Source organism: Streptomyces sp. NPDC051913, assembly GCF_044593635.1.
Lineage (GTDB): Bacteria > Actinomycetota > Actinomycetes > Streptomycetales > Streptomycetaceae > Streptomyces.
In genome coordinates, this window is the sequence record NZ_JBIUCI010000015.1 from 167,293 (window position 1) to 182,970 (window position 15,678).

Annotated in this window: 15 protein-coding genes; 10 read left to right on the plus strand and 5 right to left on the minus strand. The window is 71.1% G+C overall.

What is annotated here, in order from left to right; all coding sequences use genetic code 11:
• Positions 1-7: 7 nt before the first annotated feature.
• Entirely contained in the window at positions 8-676 is a 669-nt protein-coding gene (locus ACIHIX_RS35970; RefSeq protein WP_399963752.1) for a class F sortase, read from the minus strand.
• 332 nt (positions 677-1,008) lie between these two features.
• Here ACIHIX_RS35970 and ACIHIX_RS35975 point away from each other — a divergent pair, with 332 nt between their 5' ends.
• Complete coding sequence (locus ACIHIX_RS35975) at positions 1,009-1,494, plus strand: hypothetical protein (RefSeq protein WP_399963754.1); 486 nt, start codon at positions 1,009-1,011, stop codon at positions 1,492-1,494.
• Positions 1,495-1,593: 99 nt separating this feature from the next.
• On the opposite strand, the gene ACIHIX_RS35980 is transcribed toward ACIHIX_RS35975, so the two are convergent.
• The 3 genes from ACIHIX_RS35980 to ACIHIX_RS35990 form a co-directional block, all read right to left on the minus strand.
• The gene (locus tag ACIHIX_RS35980) at positions 1,594-2,133 is read right to left on the minus strand and encodes a hypothetical protein (protein WP_399963756.1); all 540 of its coding nucleotides are present in this window, start codon (positions 2,131-2,133) and stop codon (positions 1,594-1,596) included.
• A 222-nt stretch (positions 2,134-2,355) separates the two neighbouring features.
• Positions 2,356-3,120, minus strand: coding sequence for a DUF4239 domain-containing protein (locus ACIHIX_RS35985; RefSeq protein ID WP_399963758.1), 765 nt, complete (start codon positions 3,118-3,120; stop codon positions 2,356-2,358).
• Positions 3,121-3,136: 16 nt separating this feature from the next.
• Entirely contained in the window at positions 3,137-3,739 is a 603-nt protein-coding gene (locus ACIHIX_RS35990) for a hypothetical protein (protein WP_399963760.1), read from the minus strand.
• Between the two features lie 223 nt (positions 3,740-3,962).
• Between ACIHIX_RS35990 and ACIHIX_RS35995 the strand changes: the two genes are divergently transcribed.
• From ACIHIX_RS35995 to ACIHIX_RS36005, 3 genes are all read left to right on the plus strand, one after another.
• Entirely contained in the window at positions 3,963-4,925 is a 963-nt protein-coding gene (locus ACIHIX_RS35995; RefSeq protein ID WP_399963761.1) for an SCO0930 family lipoprotein, read from the plus strand.
• Between the two features lie 243 nt (positions 4,926-5,168).
• Positions 5,169-5,990 carry an SAM-dependent methyltransferase gene (locus ACIHIX_RS36000; RefSeq protein ID WP_399963763.1) on the plus strand — a complete coding sequence of 274 codons (822 nt, stop codon included), beginning with the start codon at positions 5,169-5,171 and terminating at the stop codon, positions 5,988-5,990.
• Complete coding sequence (locus tag ACIHIX_RS36005; protein ID WP_399963765.1) at positions 5,987-8,122, plus strand: putative bifunctional diguanylate cyclase/phosphodiesterase; 2,136 nt, start codon at positions 5,987-5,989, stop codon at positions 8,120-8,122. The genes ACIHIX_RS36000 and ACIHIX_RS36005 overlap by 4 nt, the downstream gene beginning before the upstream one ends.
• Before the next feature lie 251 nt (positions 8,123-8,373).
• On the opposite strand, the gene ACIHIX_RS36010 is transcribed toward ACIHIX_RS36005, so the two are convergent.
• Entirely contained in the window at positions 8,374-9,258 is an 885-nt protein-coding gene (locus tag ACIHIX_RS36010) for a LysR family transcriptional regulator (RefSeq protein WP_399963767.1), read from the minus strand.
• Positions 9,259-9,389: 131 nt separating this feature from the next.
• On the opposite strand from ACIHIX_RS36010, the gene ACIHIX_RS36015 reads away from it, so the two are divergent.
• The 6 genes from ACIHIX_RS36015 to ACIHIX_RS36040 all read left to right on the plus strand — a co-directional run bounded on the left by ACIHIX_RS36015 (position 9,390) and on the right by ACIHIX_RS36040 (position 15,675).
• The gene (locus ACIHIX_RS36015) at positions 9,390-10,061 is read left to right on the plus strand and encodes a succinate dehydrogenase (protein ID WP_399963769.1); all 672 of its coding nucleotides are present in this window, start codon (positions 9,390-9,392) and stop codon (positions 10,059-10,061) included.
• Between the two features lie 2 nt (positions 10,062-10,063).
• On the plus strand, positions 10,064-12,013 hold the full coding sequence (locus tag ACIHIX_RS36020) for a fumarate reductase/succinate dehydrogenase flavoprotein subunit (protein WP_399963771.1): 1,950 nt from the start codon (positions 10,064-10,066) through the stop codon (positions 12,011-12,013).
• Entirely contained in the window at positions 12,010-12,759 is a 750-nt protein-coding gene (locus ACIHIX_RS36025; protein ID WP_399963773.1) for a succinate dehydrogenase/fumarate reductase iron-sulfur subunit, read from the plus strand. The genes ACIHIX_RS36020 and ACIHIX_RS36025 overlap by 4 nt, the downstream gene beginning before the upstream one ends.
• 99 nt (positions 12,760-12,858) lie before the next feature.
• The gene (locus ACIHIX_RS36030; RefSeq protein ID WP_399963775.1) at positions 12,859-13,884 is read left to right on the plus strand and encodes a hypothetical protein; all 1,026 of its coding nucleotides are present in this window, start codon (positions 12,859-12,861) and stop codon (positions 13,882-13,884) included.
• Between the two features lie 157 nt (positions 13,885-14,041).
• Entirely contained in the window at positions 14,042-14,809 is a 768-nt protein-coding gene (locus ACIHIX_RS36035) for a GNAT family N-acetyltransferase (RefSeq protein ID WP_399963777.1), read from the plus strand.
• Positions 14,809-15,675 (plus strand): lysophospholipid acyltransferase family protein, encoded by an 867-nt coding sequence (locus ACIHIX_RS36040; protein ID WP_399963778.1) that lies wholly within the window; start codon positions 14,809-14,811, stop codon positions 15,673-15,675. The genes ACIHIX_RS36035 and ACIHIX_RS36040 overlap by 1 nt, the downstream gene beginning before the upstream one ends.
• The last annotated feature ends 3 nt before the right edge of the window (positions 15,676-15,678 follow it).

The following is a 15,678-nucleotide window of genomic DNA, read 5'->3' on the forward strand; positions in this document are numbered from 1 at the left end:
GGTTCGCTCAGCGGACCTCGACCAGGCGGGCGAAGGCGACGACGTTCCCGGCATAACCGCTCTGTTTCGAGAAACCGCCCCCGCAGGTGATGACCCGCAATTCCGGGGTGCCCTTGGAACCGTAGACACGGTCGCCCGGGAAGTTGTTCTTCTCGAAGACCTCGATGCCGTAGATCTCGAAGATCGCTGTTTTCCCGTCCTTGCGGCTGACCTCGACGCGATTTCCCTTCTTCAGGGCGCCGAGTCCGTAGAACACGGCGGGCCCCATCTTGTTGTCCACATGGCCGACGACGACGGCCGTGCCCTTCTCGCCGGGCGAGACGGCACCGGTGAACCAGCCCGCCAGGTTCGGGTCCTCCGGCGGCGGCGCGCCCACCCAGCCCTCGGTGTCGAGGCCGACCGGCATGACCGGCGCGTCCACCTGGATCGCCGGAATCCGCACCCGCTCGGGCTCGGCGAACGACAGCGGCGCCGCCGACCCGGAGAAGGCGCCGGGCACACGACTGTCCGCCGCAGCCGCCGTCGCCGGCTGCGGCGGACCCACGTCGAACTCTCCCGAACCATTCCGAATGAGAGCGAGGCCGGTCAGCAGAACAAGCGCTATCACGCCCCAAGGAGCGCGCCGTTTCCGCTGCTCCTCCTCTTCGGCCAGATCGGCCAGCTCGGACGCAGACATTCGACTTCCCCTCTCGACGCGGCCGTCGCCACGTCATTCGCGCATACGAGCACGCTAAGTGCCGGGCACGAAACCGGCGACGGGGCAAAGGCGAACGGGTGGCCGCCAGGCGTGGGGGTGCGCCATCCGAGTTGACGCTCACAGGAAATTTCTGACGGTCCGTGACCTGCGACTATTTGTGATTGTGCGCTTTTCGCCCGGCGTGTCCGCTCACCAGGACGGACCATCGCCGAAATGCGCCCGCGCGCACGGCATCTGAGGGTCTTTCTGGGAGGCGCTTTCTCGCCGATCCACCGGGGACCGTTCCCGGGGCGTCTTCCGCGGAGGATCACATGCGTACCACCCGTGCCCTGGCGGCCTCTGCCGCCGCGGTCGCCGCTCTGGGCCTCGCCGCCCCCGCCGCCGTCGCCGACGGCATGAACACCCCGTCCAACGTCACCGCCCTGCCGAGCGCGATCGCCCGCGGCGGGCAGCTGACCATCACCGTCAACAACTGCTCCACGCCCGCGACCGCGAGCTCCGACGCCTTCCAGACGGTCAACCTGACCTCGGCCGGCGGCAACCTGGCGAGCGGTACCGCCAGAGTCAGCAACAACGCCCGACAGGGAACGCACAGCATCACGGTCACCTGCGCCAACGGGGTCATGACGAACCCGAACGCCTTCACCGTCATCGGCGCCGTCCGCGGCGGTCTCGGTGGCAGCAGCGCCACCGGGGCCACCCCGACCGACATGGCCATCGGCGGTGGACTCGTCGCCGCCGCGGTCATCGGCGGCGGGGTGTTCTGGATGCGCCGCAGGTCCGAGAAGCGCATCTGATCGGCCTCCTCGGAGTATCCGTTCGCACGTGACAGGCCTTCGCCCCGGAACCTCTTCCAAGGTCCGGGGCGAAGGCCTGTGCGGTGGGACGCGGCGGGGTCAGGCGCCGTCGTCGCCGGTGCGGCGCCGGGAGAAGTGGTACGCCGCCCCGACCGAGCCGGCGATGAGCGCGGCGCCCAGACCGATCTCCTTGAGGTCGAAACCGGCGACACTGCCGCCCTCACCGGCGTGCACCCCGCGGTCGGGGTACAGCGTCGGGTTGAGCGGGGTGGTCGGGGTGGTGCGACCGGTGGCGATGGTCAGTTCCGTCGAGCCGCTCACACCGTTGCAGGAGAACGTCACCTTGTAGACCGCGCCCGGTTTGGCGTCCCAGTCGACCACCGCCGCCGCCGACGACCGGTTGCCCGGGATGGTGATCGTGTCGAACACCCCCGAGCTGACGGTCGCGGACCCGGTGCAGCCACCGCTGTCCCGGTCCAGTTGCAGGGTGATCTGGCCGCCCGCGGCGATCGTGGAGGGCATGACGCTGAAGCCGAACGGCGTGATGTTGCCGTCGACGGCCGCCACGGCGGCCGGAGCGGAGAAGGCGAGGGCGCCTACGCCCAGCAGTGCGGCCGAAGCTACGCGTATCGCGCGCATGGTGAGTCCTCCGGGTCCCCGAGGAGCAGCCGCGGACCTTTTCCGCGTTGTGCCGGAAATGCACCTCGATGATCGGAACGCTAGGAAGGTACGCACATGTGCGCGAACGCTGTCGGGCGAATGGGGCACGGTTGTGGGCCGCTCGGGGGACGTCGACGGCGTGGCGGCGGGTTACGGCGACGGCGTTGGCGTCCCCTCCGGGGCCCGGCAGGTGAGAGCCTGTCAGCCCCTGATGCTCGGGAACAGGTTCAGGAACGGTTCCGCCGACGCCGTGATGCCCCGGCTGTAGGGCGCGTCGAAGTCCCAGATCAGGAAGAGCAGGAAGGCGATCAGGGCGGAGAACAGCCCCGCGAGGATCAGCTCACGTGGCGTTCTGCGGATCTGGAGGGCCAGGACCATGCCGATGGTGATGACGGCCCCGGCGACCAGCCCGAACCACACCACCCCCGGCATCGTCGCCCCCATCGCGTTGGTCCGGGAGGTGCGCGCCGCGTCGGCCGCGGCCACCTGGTCGACCAGCGGCTGGTAGGCCTGGGCCTCGAAGTCGTTCGCCGGCTCGTAGTCGGTGACGTCCTGACGGAGCTTCTCCATCAGTCGGGTGCCGCGCTCGGTGACCTCGCCCTTGTCGGCCATCGTCTGCCACTCGGTGTTCACGACGTGTCCGACATAGGCGTTGACATCCTCCCGAATGCGGTCACGGGCGTCGGCCGGATAGACCCGGACGCGCTCCGAGACCTCGTGCAGGGCGACGGCCTCCGCCTGGACGTGGTCCTGGGCCGCGCTGCGCCCCTCCCACACCCCGGCGATGGCCAGACCCAGCACGATGGCGTACACCACGCCGATCCACATCGTCATGTACTCGATGACGTCCGGGGTCTCGTCGGGGTCCTCGTCGTCGGACGCCGCGCCATGGCGGACGACGACGATGACGACCACCACGGCACAGGCGGCCAGCATCGCGAGGGTGAGAACAAGCCATTCCGGCAAGGGATGCCTCCAGGGATCAGCGCGGACGCAGCGCCGCGACGGCGGCGATCGCGGGCACGGCGATGAGCAGGACGAAGGTGAGCGGCGAGGTGCCGTGGTGCGGGGACCGCCGGGAGACGGGCGCGTGGTACGCCGGATAGCTCACCGGAGACGGGGTCGCGGACGGGCGGGGGGTCGGCTTCGGTGGTGGCTCGGGCTCGGGCTTCTGGGGTGGGGGCGGGGTGGGCGTCGGTGTGGGGGTCGGACGCGGTGCGGGGGCCGCCGGCTGCGGGGCCGGGGGTGGTGGGGTCGGTTTCGGCGTGGGCTTCGGGGTGGGACTCGCCTTGGTCGGCGTCGGCGTCGGCGTCGGCGTCGGTTTCGGGGTGGGTGTGGGGGTGGGCGTAGGTGTGGGCGTGGGGCACGGCGGCGGAGTCGGTGTCGGGCACCCCGGAGGAACGGGCCAGGTCAGGCCGCTTCCGGCGACCGCCACCGCGACCGTGCCGTCCGGACCGGTCGACGCGGAGGCGCAGGCGTCGGCCCGCGCGGTGCCTGCCGGTACGCCGACGCACAGCCATGCCAACGCCAGGGCGGTCAACACCCGTATGGCAGGGGCGTATTGGGTCGGTTCGGGTCGATGCACGACGCAGATCATGAACCCAGAACGCGCTTCGGTGCGCCCTGGTGGCGGGGGATTGCCCCGAAGGAGTGAGCGGGCCGTTTCGGGGTTTGAGTTCACCCGTGTCACAGCTTCCGAAAAGAAATCTGTGCCCTGGTTGAACACAACAGCCACTTCCGTCCGTACTCATGGCCGTGCGGCGGCGCATAGGGCGCTGCAACACCCGTACGAATATGGGGAGTTGACGATGAAGACCTCCTGGCGGAGTGCATCGCTCGTGGCGAGCGCTGCGGCGGTGCTGGCGCTGACGACGGCGTGCGGCCAGGAAGCAGCCCCGTCCGCGAGCAGTCAGAACGTGGGCGCGACCGCCGCGGCCGGCGACTACGGCAACGCCGGCGCGGGGGCCGGCGTCGGCTCCGGCTATGGCAACGGGACCGGCGCGAGCCCTTCGGCGAGCAGCCCCGGGGCGAAGGCCGCCTCCGCGGGCAAGCTGGCCGTCGTCACCAACCCCGAGCTCGGCAAGGTGCTGACGGACAACGCCGGCCTCACCCTCTACCGCTTCGACACGGACACGGCCGAGCCGCCGAAGTCCAACTGCGACGGCGACTGCGCGACGACCTGGCCCCCGGTGCCGGCCGACGACGCCACGGCCGGCGCGGGCATCGACAAGTCGCTGCTCGGTGAGGTCACCCGCACCGACGGCAGCAAGCAGCTGACGATCGGCGGCTGGCCGGCGTACCGCTACGCGAAGGACGTCAACGCGGGGGACGTCAACGGCCAGGGTGTGGGCGGCAAGTGGTACGCGCTCGCCCCCACCGGCAAGAAGGCCTCGCTGGCCTCGCTGCCCGGACTGTCCACCCGTGAGGACCCCAACCTCGGTGAGATCGTCGTCGACAAGAACGGCATGACGGTCTACCGCTTCCTGAAGGACACCGCCTGGCCCGACCCGATCTCGCGGTGCACCGGAGCCTGCCTGGAGAAGTGGCCGGCGGTCGGCCCCGTGGAGGCCAACGACACCAAGGGCGTCGTGAAGAAGGGCCTGATGAGCTTCACCCGGCCCGACGGGGTCAAGCAGCAGACCATCAACTGCTGGCCCATCTACACCTTCGCCCAGGACAAGGAGCCGGGCGACACCAACGGTCAGGGCGTCGGCGGTACGTGGTACGCCGTCGCACCCGACGGGAAGCCGATCGGCGCGCCGAAGAAGTAGAGGCCGCCCTCCCGGCCCGCCCTCCCGGCCCGCCCGAAGGTGACCCGTCCGCCCCCTGCGCACCGCGCGCAGGGGGCGGACCGGTTTGCCGTGATTCACCGCTTCTATGGCATGGTCAACTCGGCACGTGCCGCAGGCAGTGACCGGGAACGGACGGTCAATTTCCGTTTCGGCTCGCTCCTTTGGCAGGCGATCAGTAGCCTCAGCTCGAACACCGGATCGCCTGAAGCCTTGGAGAGCTAGATGGAGCGTCCCGCCTGGGCCCCACGGAGCATCGACATCTCGGTGCCCAGTGTCTCGCGGATCTACGACTACTACCTGGGCGGTTCGCACAACTTCGAGGTCGACCGGGAAGCCGCTCGCAAGGCGATGGAGTTCATGCCGGGGCTGCCCAAGATCATGCAGGCGAACCGGGCGTTCATGCGCCGTGCGGTCCGCTTCGCCGTCGACCAGGGCATCTCCCAGTTCCTGGACATCGGTTCGGGCATCCCGACCTTCGGCAACGTCCACGAGGTGGCCCAGTCCGCCGACCCCGACGCACGCGTCGTCTACGTCGACCACGACCCGGTGGCCGTCGCCCACAGCCAGGCCGTCCTCGCCGGGAACGAGGGGACGGGGGTCGTCGCCGCGGATCTGCGCAAGCCGCAGGAGATCGTCACGAGCGCCGAAGTACAGCAACTGATCGACCTGAAGCGGCCGGTGGCCCTGCTTCTCGTTGCCATACTGCACTTCGTGGAAGACGAGGACGACCCGTACGGGGCGGTGGCCGAACTGCGCGACGCGCTCGCGCCCGGCAGCCTGCTGGTGCTCACGCATGCCTCGTACGAGGGAATCCCGCTGCCGGCGGAGCGGGCCGGGGGTGCGGTGGACGTGTACAAGGACATTCGCAACCCGCTGATCATGCGCTCGCGCGACGAGATCGCGCGGTTCTTCGAGGGGTACGACATGGTGGAACCGGGACTGGTGCCGATGCCGCGCTGGCGGCCGGAGACGGAGGCCTGGGACCCTGACGACGAGGATCCCTGGGCGTTCTCCGGGTTCGCCGGCGTGGGGCGCAGCGCGTGAGCGCCGAGCCGGACGGGCCGGAGGACAGACTGCGCCGGTTCGCGACGATCTGGAGCCGGGCGGTGTTCCCGGTGACCACGACGTCCTCGACCCGGCCCGAGTTCGAGGCACAACTCCTGCCGCTGGCCCGCCGGTTGAGTGAGGCGCTGCGGACCAGGACCTTCGACGCCGACGCGGGCAGGTCCGTCGGGGCCGCCCTCGTCACGGTGCACTGCACCGACCCGGAGGCGCTGAGCCGGACGCTGGACTGCGTCGACGCCTACCTGGTGCTGTACTGCGGCGGCGACGGCGACCAGGAGGATCTGCGGGTGCGTGCCTCACGGCTCCAGCACGCCATGGCCGCCGGGTTCGCGCAGGCCCTGCGGGAGCGGACGCTGGCCGAGCAGGAGGCGATCTCCGCGGCCGCCCTGAAGGCGCAGGGCGTGGTCGCACAGGCGCTGCACGCGAGCGAGGCCCGATTCCGCGCCGTCTTCGAGGGCGCGGCCATAGGAATCGGCATGGCGGACCTCGAAGGCAACATCCTCCAGGTGAACGAAGCACTGCTGCGGATGTTCGGCATCACCGAGCAGAGGATGCTCGGCCGGAACGTGGCGGAGTGGACCCACCCCGAGGACGCGCCCCAGACCTGGACCCTCTACGACGAGCTGGTCCGCGGCGAGCGCGAGCACTACCACGTCGAGAAGGCGTTCTCCCGCCCCGACGGAACGGCCCTGTGGACCAACCTGACGGTCTCCCTGCTGCGCGACGCGGACGGCGCCCCGCAGTACCAGCTGGCGCTGATGGAGGACACCACCGAGCGCCGGCTGCTCAACCTGCGGCTGCGCTACGAGGCCACCCACGACGCGCTCACCGGCCTGCCCAACCGCACCTTCTTCTTCGAACGCCTGGAGAAGGCGCTCGGGGCGGCGGAGGGCCAGCGGTTCGGCCTGTGCTATCTCGACCTCGACGGCTTCAAGACCATCAACGACAGCCTCGGCCACGCGGCCGGTGACCGGCTGCTCGTGGAGGTCGCCGACCGGCTCCAGTCGTGCACGACCGCGCCCGGCGAGATGGTCGCTCGTCTGGGCGGTGACGAGTTCGTGGCGCTGACGACGGGGACCGACACCGAGCGCGAGGTCGACGAGCTGGCCTCCCGGATCATGCACGCGCTCATCGCCCCGATCAGCGTCGACGGCCGTGAGCTGACCGTGCGCGGCAGCATCGGCATCGTCGAGGGCCCGGCGGGGGAGCGCAGCGCGGCGGAGGTGCTGCGCAGCGCCGACATCACGATGTACCGGGCCAAGGCTTCGGGCGGCAACCGCTTCGAGCTGGCGGACGCGGAGGCGGACGCCCGCGCCATCACCCGGCACGGCCTGACCACCGCCCTGCCGACCGCCCTGGAGCGGGGCGAGTTCTTCATCGAGTACCAGCCGCTGGTCCACCTCGGCGACGGCAGCGTGCGCGGTGCCGAGGCCCTGGTCCGCTGGCTGCATCCGCAGCACGGTGTGCTCGGCCCCGACCGCTTCATCCCGCTCGCCGAGCACACGGGCCTGATCGTCCCGCTGGGCCGCTGGGTCCTGGAGCAGTCCGTCCGCCAGGCCCGCGACTGGCGGGAACGCCACACGGACGCCGGCCCGCTGCGCATCAACGTCAACCTGTCGCCCTGCCAGCTCACCCACCCCGGCCTCGTACAGGACACGGTGGACATCCTGGAGCGCACCGGTGTCGACCCGGACGCGCTGTGCCTGGAGGTCACCGAGTCGGCGCTGATCGGCGCGGACGACGATCTGCTCAAGCCCCTGCGCCGGCTGGCCGAGATGGGCGTCGACATCGCCCTGGACGACTTCGGCACCGGCTACTCGAACCTGGCGAACCTGCGCCGCCTGCCGGTGAGCATCCTCAAGCTGGACCGCTCCTTCACCCAGAGCATGCAGCAGTTCCCGGCCGACCCCGTCGACCTCAAGATCGTCGAGGGCATCGTCTCCCTCGCCCACAGCCTGGACCTCGCGGTCACGGTCGAGGGCGTGGAGACCGGCGCCCAGGCCGAGCAACTCCGCATACTGGGCTGCGACACGGCCCAGGGCTGGTACTACGCCCGCCCGGGCCCACCGGACCGACTGCACGAACTGGCGCTGGTGGACGCGACGGGCTGAGCGATGGCCGTGTGACACCCCGAGCGGTGGCTGTCCGGTGCCCCCTTCCTACGATCGAAGAGGGGCCACCGGCACGCTGCAGACCTTCGCCGACGACCAGCAGTACTTCATCGCCTTCCCGGACTGCTCCCCGCGGGACTGATGGCCGGCGAGACGATCCACTTCGACCTGGCCACGCTCTGCGAACGGGCGGGGATCCCGCTGGACGCCGTACGCCAGGCCGCGGCGGAGCGCAGGGCGGTAGGGGGCTGTCACCGTTCGAGCAGCATCCGCTGCAACTCCCGCGCCGCCCGCGGTGGGGCCACGTCGCTGCGGTGGGCCAGGGCGATGGTGCGGTGCAGGCCGGGGCGGGTGAGGGGGGTGACCCGCAGGCCCCGTCCGGAACGTGCCGCCACCATCCGGGGGACGACGGCCACGCCCAGCCCCGCCCGCACGAACCCGAGCACCGCGTCCATCTCGCCGCCCTCGACCGCGAAGTCCGGCTCGAAGCCCTCCGCGCGGCAGGCGGCGACCGTCAGTTCGCGCAGGTCGTAGCCGTGCCGGAACATCACCAGGCGTTCGCCCTCCAGGTCGGCGACGCGTACGGTGCGGCGGCCGGCACCCGGCTTGGGGGCCTCCGGGGACGACACCACCACCAGGTCCTCCCGCAGCAGCTCCACCGTGGTCAGCGCCGGGGACGGGGTCGGGAGCGGGAGGACGACCAGCGCGAGGTCCAGGGCGCCACGGGCCAGTTCACGGACCAGGTCGTGGGAGCCGCCCTCCTCGATGAGCAGGCGGATGCCGGGGTAGCGGTCGTGGAAGGCGCGGAGCACGTCGGGGAGCAGTCCGGTGCACAGGCTCGGGGTGGCGCCCAGGCGGACCCGGCCGCTGCGCAGCTGGACCAGTTCCTGCACCTCGTGCCGGGCCGTGTCCGCGTCGGCCAGGATGCGGCGGGCCAGCGGGAGCAGGGCCTCGCCGGCGTCCGTGAGGGTGATGTTGCCCCGGGCCCGGAGGAACAGATCCGCGCCCAGCTCCCGTTCCAGCGCCTTGATCTGCTGGGAGAGCGACGGCTGGGCGACATGGACCAGGTCCGCGGCCCGGGTGAAGTGCCGGGTCTCGGCGACCGCCACGAAGTACTGGAGCTGCGTGAACTGCATGGTCGTAGCGTAGTCGCTCGATAGCCAGTGCCTATCGAATCAAGCCGGACCATGTCTTGGACCGATGGGGTCGGACGGCCCTAGCGTTCATGGACATGGCACTGGCAACGCGGACGGACCGACGACCGTCCATGGCACGCACCGTGTGGGACAGCACCGTCGGCAAGAAGACGGTGATGGCCGTCAGCGGTCTGATCATGCTGTCGTACCTGGTCGTCCACATGATCGGGAACCTGAAGATCTTCTTCGGGGCGGGCGAGTTCAACCATTACGCCCACTGGCTGCGCACCCTCGGCGAGCCCTTCATGCACTACGAGTGGACGCTGTGGGTGATCCGCGTCGTCCTCGTCCTCGCGGTCGTCGCGCACGCCGTGTCCGCGTACCAGCTCAGCCGCCGGGACATCAGGGCGCGCCCCACGAAGTACGTCCACCGCAGGCCGCGGGCGAGCTACGCGACCCGCACCATGCGCTGGGGCGGCATCATCCTCGGCCTCTTCATCGTCTGGCACCTCCTCGACCTGACGACCGGCACCGTGCACACGGGCGGTTTCCAGGAGGGCCACCCGTACCAGAACGTGGTGGACACCTTCTCCACCTGGTACGGCAACGTCATCTACATCGTCGCGATGCTGGCTCTGGGCCTGCACGTCCGGCACGGCTTCTGGAGCGCCGCACAGACCCTCGGCGCCGGCAGCCGCTCCCGCGACCGCGCCCTGAAGGCCACGGCGAACGTCCTCGCGCTGCTGCTCACGGCCGGCTTCATCGCCGTACCCGTGGGCGTCATGACCGGAGTGGTGAGCTGAACATGACCTCTTACGCGGAGTACGCGACCGGCGCGCCGGTCGTCGACACCAAGGCGCCCTCGGGGCCCGTCAACGAGCGCTGGGACACGCGCCGTTTCGAGGCCAAGCTGGTCAACCCGGCCAACCGGCGCAAACACACCGTGATCGTCGTGGGAACGGGACTGGCGGGCGGCTCGGCCGGTGCCACGCTCGCCGAACAGGGCTACCGTGTCGTCCAGTTCTGCTACCAGGACTCCCCGCGCCGCGCCCACTCCATCGCCGCGCAGGGCGGTATCAACGCGGCCAAGAACTACCGCAACGACGGCGACTCCGTGCACCGGCTGTTCTACGACACCGTCAAGGGCGGCGACTTCCGGGCTCGCGAGTCCAACGTCCACCGGCTCGCGCAGATCTCCGTCGAGATCATCGACCAGTGCGTCGCTCAGGGCGTGCCGTTCGCCCGCGAGTACGGCGGGCTGCTCGACACCCGCTCCTTCGGCGGGGTGCAGGTCTCGCGGACCTTCTACGCCCGCGGCCAGACCGGTCAGCAGCTGCTGCTCGGCGCCTATCAGGCGCTCAGCAGGCAGATCGCCGCCGGGAACATCGAGATGCACCCGCGGACCGAGATGCTCGACCTGATCGTCGTCGACGGGCGGGCGCGCGGGATCGTGGCGCGGGACCTGATCACCGGGAAGATCGACACCTACTTCGCGGACGCCGTCGTCCTCGCCAGCGGCGGCTACGGCAACGTCTTCTACCTGTCGACCAACGCGATGAACTCCAACGCCACCGCCGTCTGGCGGGCCCACCGGCGCGGCGCCTTCTTCGCCAACCCCTGCTTCACCCAGATCCACCCCACCTGCATCCCGCGCACCGGCGACCACCAGTCCAAGCTGACGCTCATGAGCGAGTCGCTGCGCAACGACGGCCGGATCTGGGTGCCGAAGGCCAAGGGCGACGACCGGCCGCCGAACAGGATCCCCGAGGACGAGCGCGACTACTACCTGGAGCGCATCTATCCGTCCTTCGGCAACCTCGTGCCCCGTGACATCGCCTCCCGCGCCGCGAAGAACGTCTGCGACGAGGGGCGCGGCGTCGGCCCGGGCGGGCAGGGCGTCTACCTCGACTTCGCCGACGCCATCCAGCGCATGGGACGCAAGGCCGTCGAGGCCAAGTACGGCAACCTCTTCGACATGTACGCCCGGATCACCGACGAGGACCCGTACACGGTCCCGATGCGGATCTACCCCGCCGTGCACTACACGATGGGCGGGCTGTGGGTCGACTACGACCTCCAGACCACCGTCCCCGGCCTCTTCGCGATCGGCGAGGCCAACTTCTCCGACCACGGGGCGAACCGGCTCGGCGCCTCCGCGCTGATGCAGGGGCTCGCCGACGGCTACTTCGTCCTCCCCGCGACCATCAACGACTACCTCGCCCGCAACCCGAACCAGGGCGAGGTGAGCGCCGAACACCCGGCCGTGCAGGAGGTGTTGGCCGAGACGGAGGACCGGCTCCACCTGCTCCTGTCCGTCGACGGCGACCGCACCCCCGACTCCTTCCACCGTGAAGTCGGCGAACTCATGTGGGAGTTCTGCGGAATGGCCCGTACGGACACAGGTCTGCGCAAGGCGCTCGAACGCATCCCGCAGATCCGCGAGGAGTTCTGGCGCCGCATCAAGGTCCCCGGCACCGGCGAGGAGTTCAACCAGTCGCTGGAGAAGGCCAACCGGATCGTCGACTACCTGGAGCTCGCCGAGCTGATGTGCCTCGACGCGCTCCACCGCGCCGAGTCCTGCGGCGGCCACTTCCGCGAGGAGTCGCAGACCCCGGACGGCGAAGCGGCCCGCCGGGACGAGGAGTTCGCCTACGCGGCCGCCTGGGAGTTCACCGCCACCGGCGAGGCTCCCACCCTGCACAAGGAAGACCTGGTCTTCGAATACGTCCACCCCACCCAGCGGAGCTACGCATGAAGCTCACCCTGCGCGTCTGGCGGCAGAAGAACGCCGACGCCGACGGCGCCATGTCCACGTACGAGGTGGACGGCATCTCCAGCGACATGTCCTTCCTGGAGATGCTCGACACCCTCAACGAGGAGCTCATCCTGCGCGGTGAGGACCCCGTGGCCTTCGACCACGACTGCCGCGAGGGCATCTGCGGCGCGTGCAGCCTGGTCATCAACGGCGACGCGCACGGACCCGAGCGCACCACCACCTGCCAGCTGCACATGCGGTCCTTCGAGGACGGCGACACGATCGACATCGAGCCGTGGCGGGCCTCGGCGTTCCCCGTGATCAAGGACCTCGTCGTGGACCGGTCGGCCTTCGACCGGATCATCCAGGCCGGCGGCTACATCACCGCTCCGACGGGCGCCGCGCCGGAGGCCCACGCGACGCCGGTGCCCAAGCCCGACGCCGACTTCGCCTTCGAGCACGCCGAGTGCATCGGCTGTGGGGCGTGTGTCGCCGCGTGCCCCAACGGCGCGGCCATGCTGTTCACCTCGGCCAAGGTCAACCACCTCAACGTCCTGCCGCAGGGCGCGCCCGAGCGCGAGACACGGGTGCTCGACATGGTGGCGCAGATGGACGAGGAGGGCTTCGGCGGCTGCACCCTCACCGGCGAGTGCGCCACGGCCTGCCCGAAGGGCATCCCCCTGGTGTCCATCACGGGCATGAACAAGGAATGGCTGCGGGCCACGCGGAAGGCCGCCAAGAGGTAGACCGCACAACGACGTTCGCCGACAGGGTGCGGACGGGCGGGGCCGGGAGTGGTGCTCCCCGGCCCCGTCTCGCTTCACCGGCCTCGATAGCCTGTGCGCATGATCTTCGGAAGCCAGACGCGGGAGCGGTTCCTCGGCGCCGTCGCCGGATTCGAGACCGCGGTGCGCGGCCAGGACCCGGACGGGGCCGAGCGCGCGTTCCAGGAGATGCACGCGAGCCTCGGCGAAGCGAGCCCGCACGAGATCGGCCAGGCCGCCCCGCGGCTCGCCGCGCTGCTGCCCGAGGTGCCGCCGGGACCCCGAGGCATCGTGGCGGTGATCGTCGGCGCCTGCGTGGAACGCGGTGCGGACCCCCGGCCCTGCGCACCGTACGTCTTCGTGGAACTGGCCGAAACCCTCGCCGAGGTGGGGGAGTTCCGCGAACGCTGGCAGGAGACCGGCGGCGGCGACCACCCGCACCCGGACGACAGCGACGCCCATCCGGTGCTCTTCGAGCGAGTGGGACCCGAAGCGGCCCTCGCCTGGCTGTCGTTGCCCCAGTTCGAGATGGCCTGCCTCGCCCTGCTCAACCACCCCCAGGTGCGCAGCGCGCTGGACGGCTCGCTGCGCACCCGGCTGGTGCGGGCGGTCACGACGGTCGAGGAGACGACCGGGCATCAGTTCAAGTGCCTGAAGTACGCGCTGCTCGTCCTCGACGACGAACCGCTGGTCGTCCTGCACCGCCCCTCCGGCACCGGGTACCGGATGCGCATGGGCGGCATAGGGGACAACTTCCAGCTGCACACCCTCCTCGCGGACGTCCTGGTCGGCGGCGGTCATGTGCCGGGCCGGGCCCCGTCGCCGCAGGAGGCCGCCGTGTGCCGCGACGCGCCCGGCCAGGTGCACACCGTGGGCTCGTTCAACCTCATGACGCCCGGCGGGGAATGGGTGTGGAACGAGGGCACGCCCGCCGACATCCCCGTGGTCGACGGCGTACGCCTGCTCGTCCTCGACCCGCCCGCCTACGAGCGCAGCTGGCCCTCGGGCCGCTTCTTCCCGAGCATGACCGGGGACCTCGTCCTGGAGCGCGTCCTCGACGAGGCGGAGACGCGCTACTGGCTGGGAGGTTGCGTCCCGGCCACGTGACGGCCACGGACCACGGCGTTCAACAACCTCACATCCCGGCTCCCGCCACCGGTCATGTACCGGCCAGACGGCATCGGAAGAACAGGTACGCGCAGGCCGTACCCGCCGGCCTGTTCTTCCCCCTCAGGCCGAACCGGCCCGTGACCTGGAGTGAGCCATGACCGCCGTATCCGCTCTGGACTCCCCGCCCCTTTCCGCCGCCCCCACCCGCTACACCGTCACCCTCGCCCGCGACGAGGCCGACGTCCGGGCCGCCCAGCGGCTGCGGCACGACGTCTTCGCCGGCGAGATGGGCGCCCTGCTGACCAGCCCCCAGCCGGGGCACGACGTCGACGCCTTCGACGCCTACTGCGACCACCTGCTCGTCACCGACACCCTGACCGGACAGGTCGTCGGCACCTACCGGCTGCTGCCGCCCGAGCGGGCCGCCGTCGCCGGACGGCTCTACTCGGAGGGCGAGTTCGACCTGACCCCGCTCGACGCCCTGCGCCCGGGCCTCGTCGAGGTCGGCCGCTCCTGTGTGCACCCCGATCACCGGGACGGCGCCGTCATCGGGCTCATCTGGGCCGGGATCGCCCGCTACATGATCGACCGCGGCCACGAGTGGCTGGCCGGCTGCTGCTCGATCCCGCTCGCCGACGGGGGCGCCCTCGCCTCCGCGACCTGGGACCGGGTGCGGGCCAGGCACCTGGCACCGCAGGAGTACCGCGTACGGCCGCTGCTGCCGTGGGTCCCCGGTGAGGCAGCCGCCGCACCGGGCGAGCTGCCCGCCCTGCTGCGCGGCTACCTCCGCCTCGGTGCCTGGGTCTGCGGGGAGCCCGCCCACGACCCGGACTTCGGGGTCGCCGACCTGTATGTGCTGCTGTCGATGCGCCGGGTCAACCCGCGCTATCTGCGGCACTTCCTCTCCCTCGTACCGGCCTGATGAGCGGCTGGCTGCCCAGCGCGCCCTGCACCCCGGGGGCGTGCGTGGAGCCGACCGGGTCCGCGACCGCCGTACCGTGTGCCGTACTGCGGCTGGTGGCGGTCGTGGCCCTGGTGGGTGCCGGAGTCGTGCTCGCGCCGCTCGGCGGACGCATCCCCGCCGGCGCGGTGCGGCGGTGGTGCCGGTGGATCGTACGGGCCGCCGGGGTCCGGGTCCGGGTCACCGGCGCCGCGGAGCCCGTCGGCGGCACGCTGCTGGTCGCCAACCACATCTCCTGGCTGGACATCCCGCTGCTCGCGGCCGTGCGCCCGGCGCGGATGGTGGCCAAGGCCGAGATCCGGCGGTGGCCGGTGGCGGGGGCGCTCGCCGCCAGAGGCGGGGTGCTGTTCATCGACCGGGACCGGCTGCGGGCCCTGCCGGACACGGTCGCCCGTATCGCCGGGGCACTGCGTGCGGGGCAGGCGGTCGCGGTCTTCCCCGAGGGCAGCACCTGGTGCGGACGCGCCCAGGGCCCCTTCCACCGGGCCGCCTTCCAGGCCGCCCTCGACGCACGGGTTCCCGTCCAACCGGTGCGGCTGCGCTACCGGTTGGCGGGCGGTACGGCCACCACCGCGCCCGCGTTCGTCGGAGAGGACACGCTGCTCGCCTCGCTGTGGCGGGTGGTGTCGGCGCGGGGGCTGGTGGCGGAGGTGGACGTACGGGACGCCATTCCGGCCGGGGCCCACCTCGACCGACGCTCGCTCGCCCGTGCCGCGCAGCCGGAGGCGTCCGGCCACCGGCCGGACCGGATCCACTCCACGGCGGTGGCCGTGGCGCGGCTGCCGGAACATCCCACCCGCGTCTCGGAGGAGGTCGGCGTGGCGTGACGG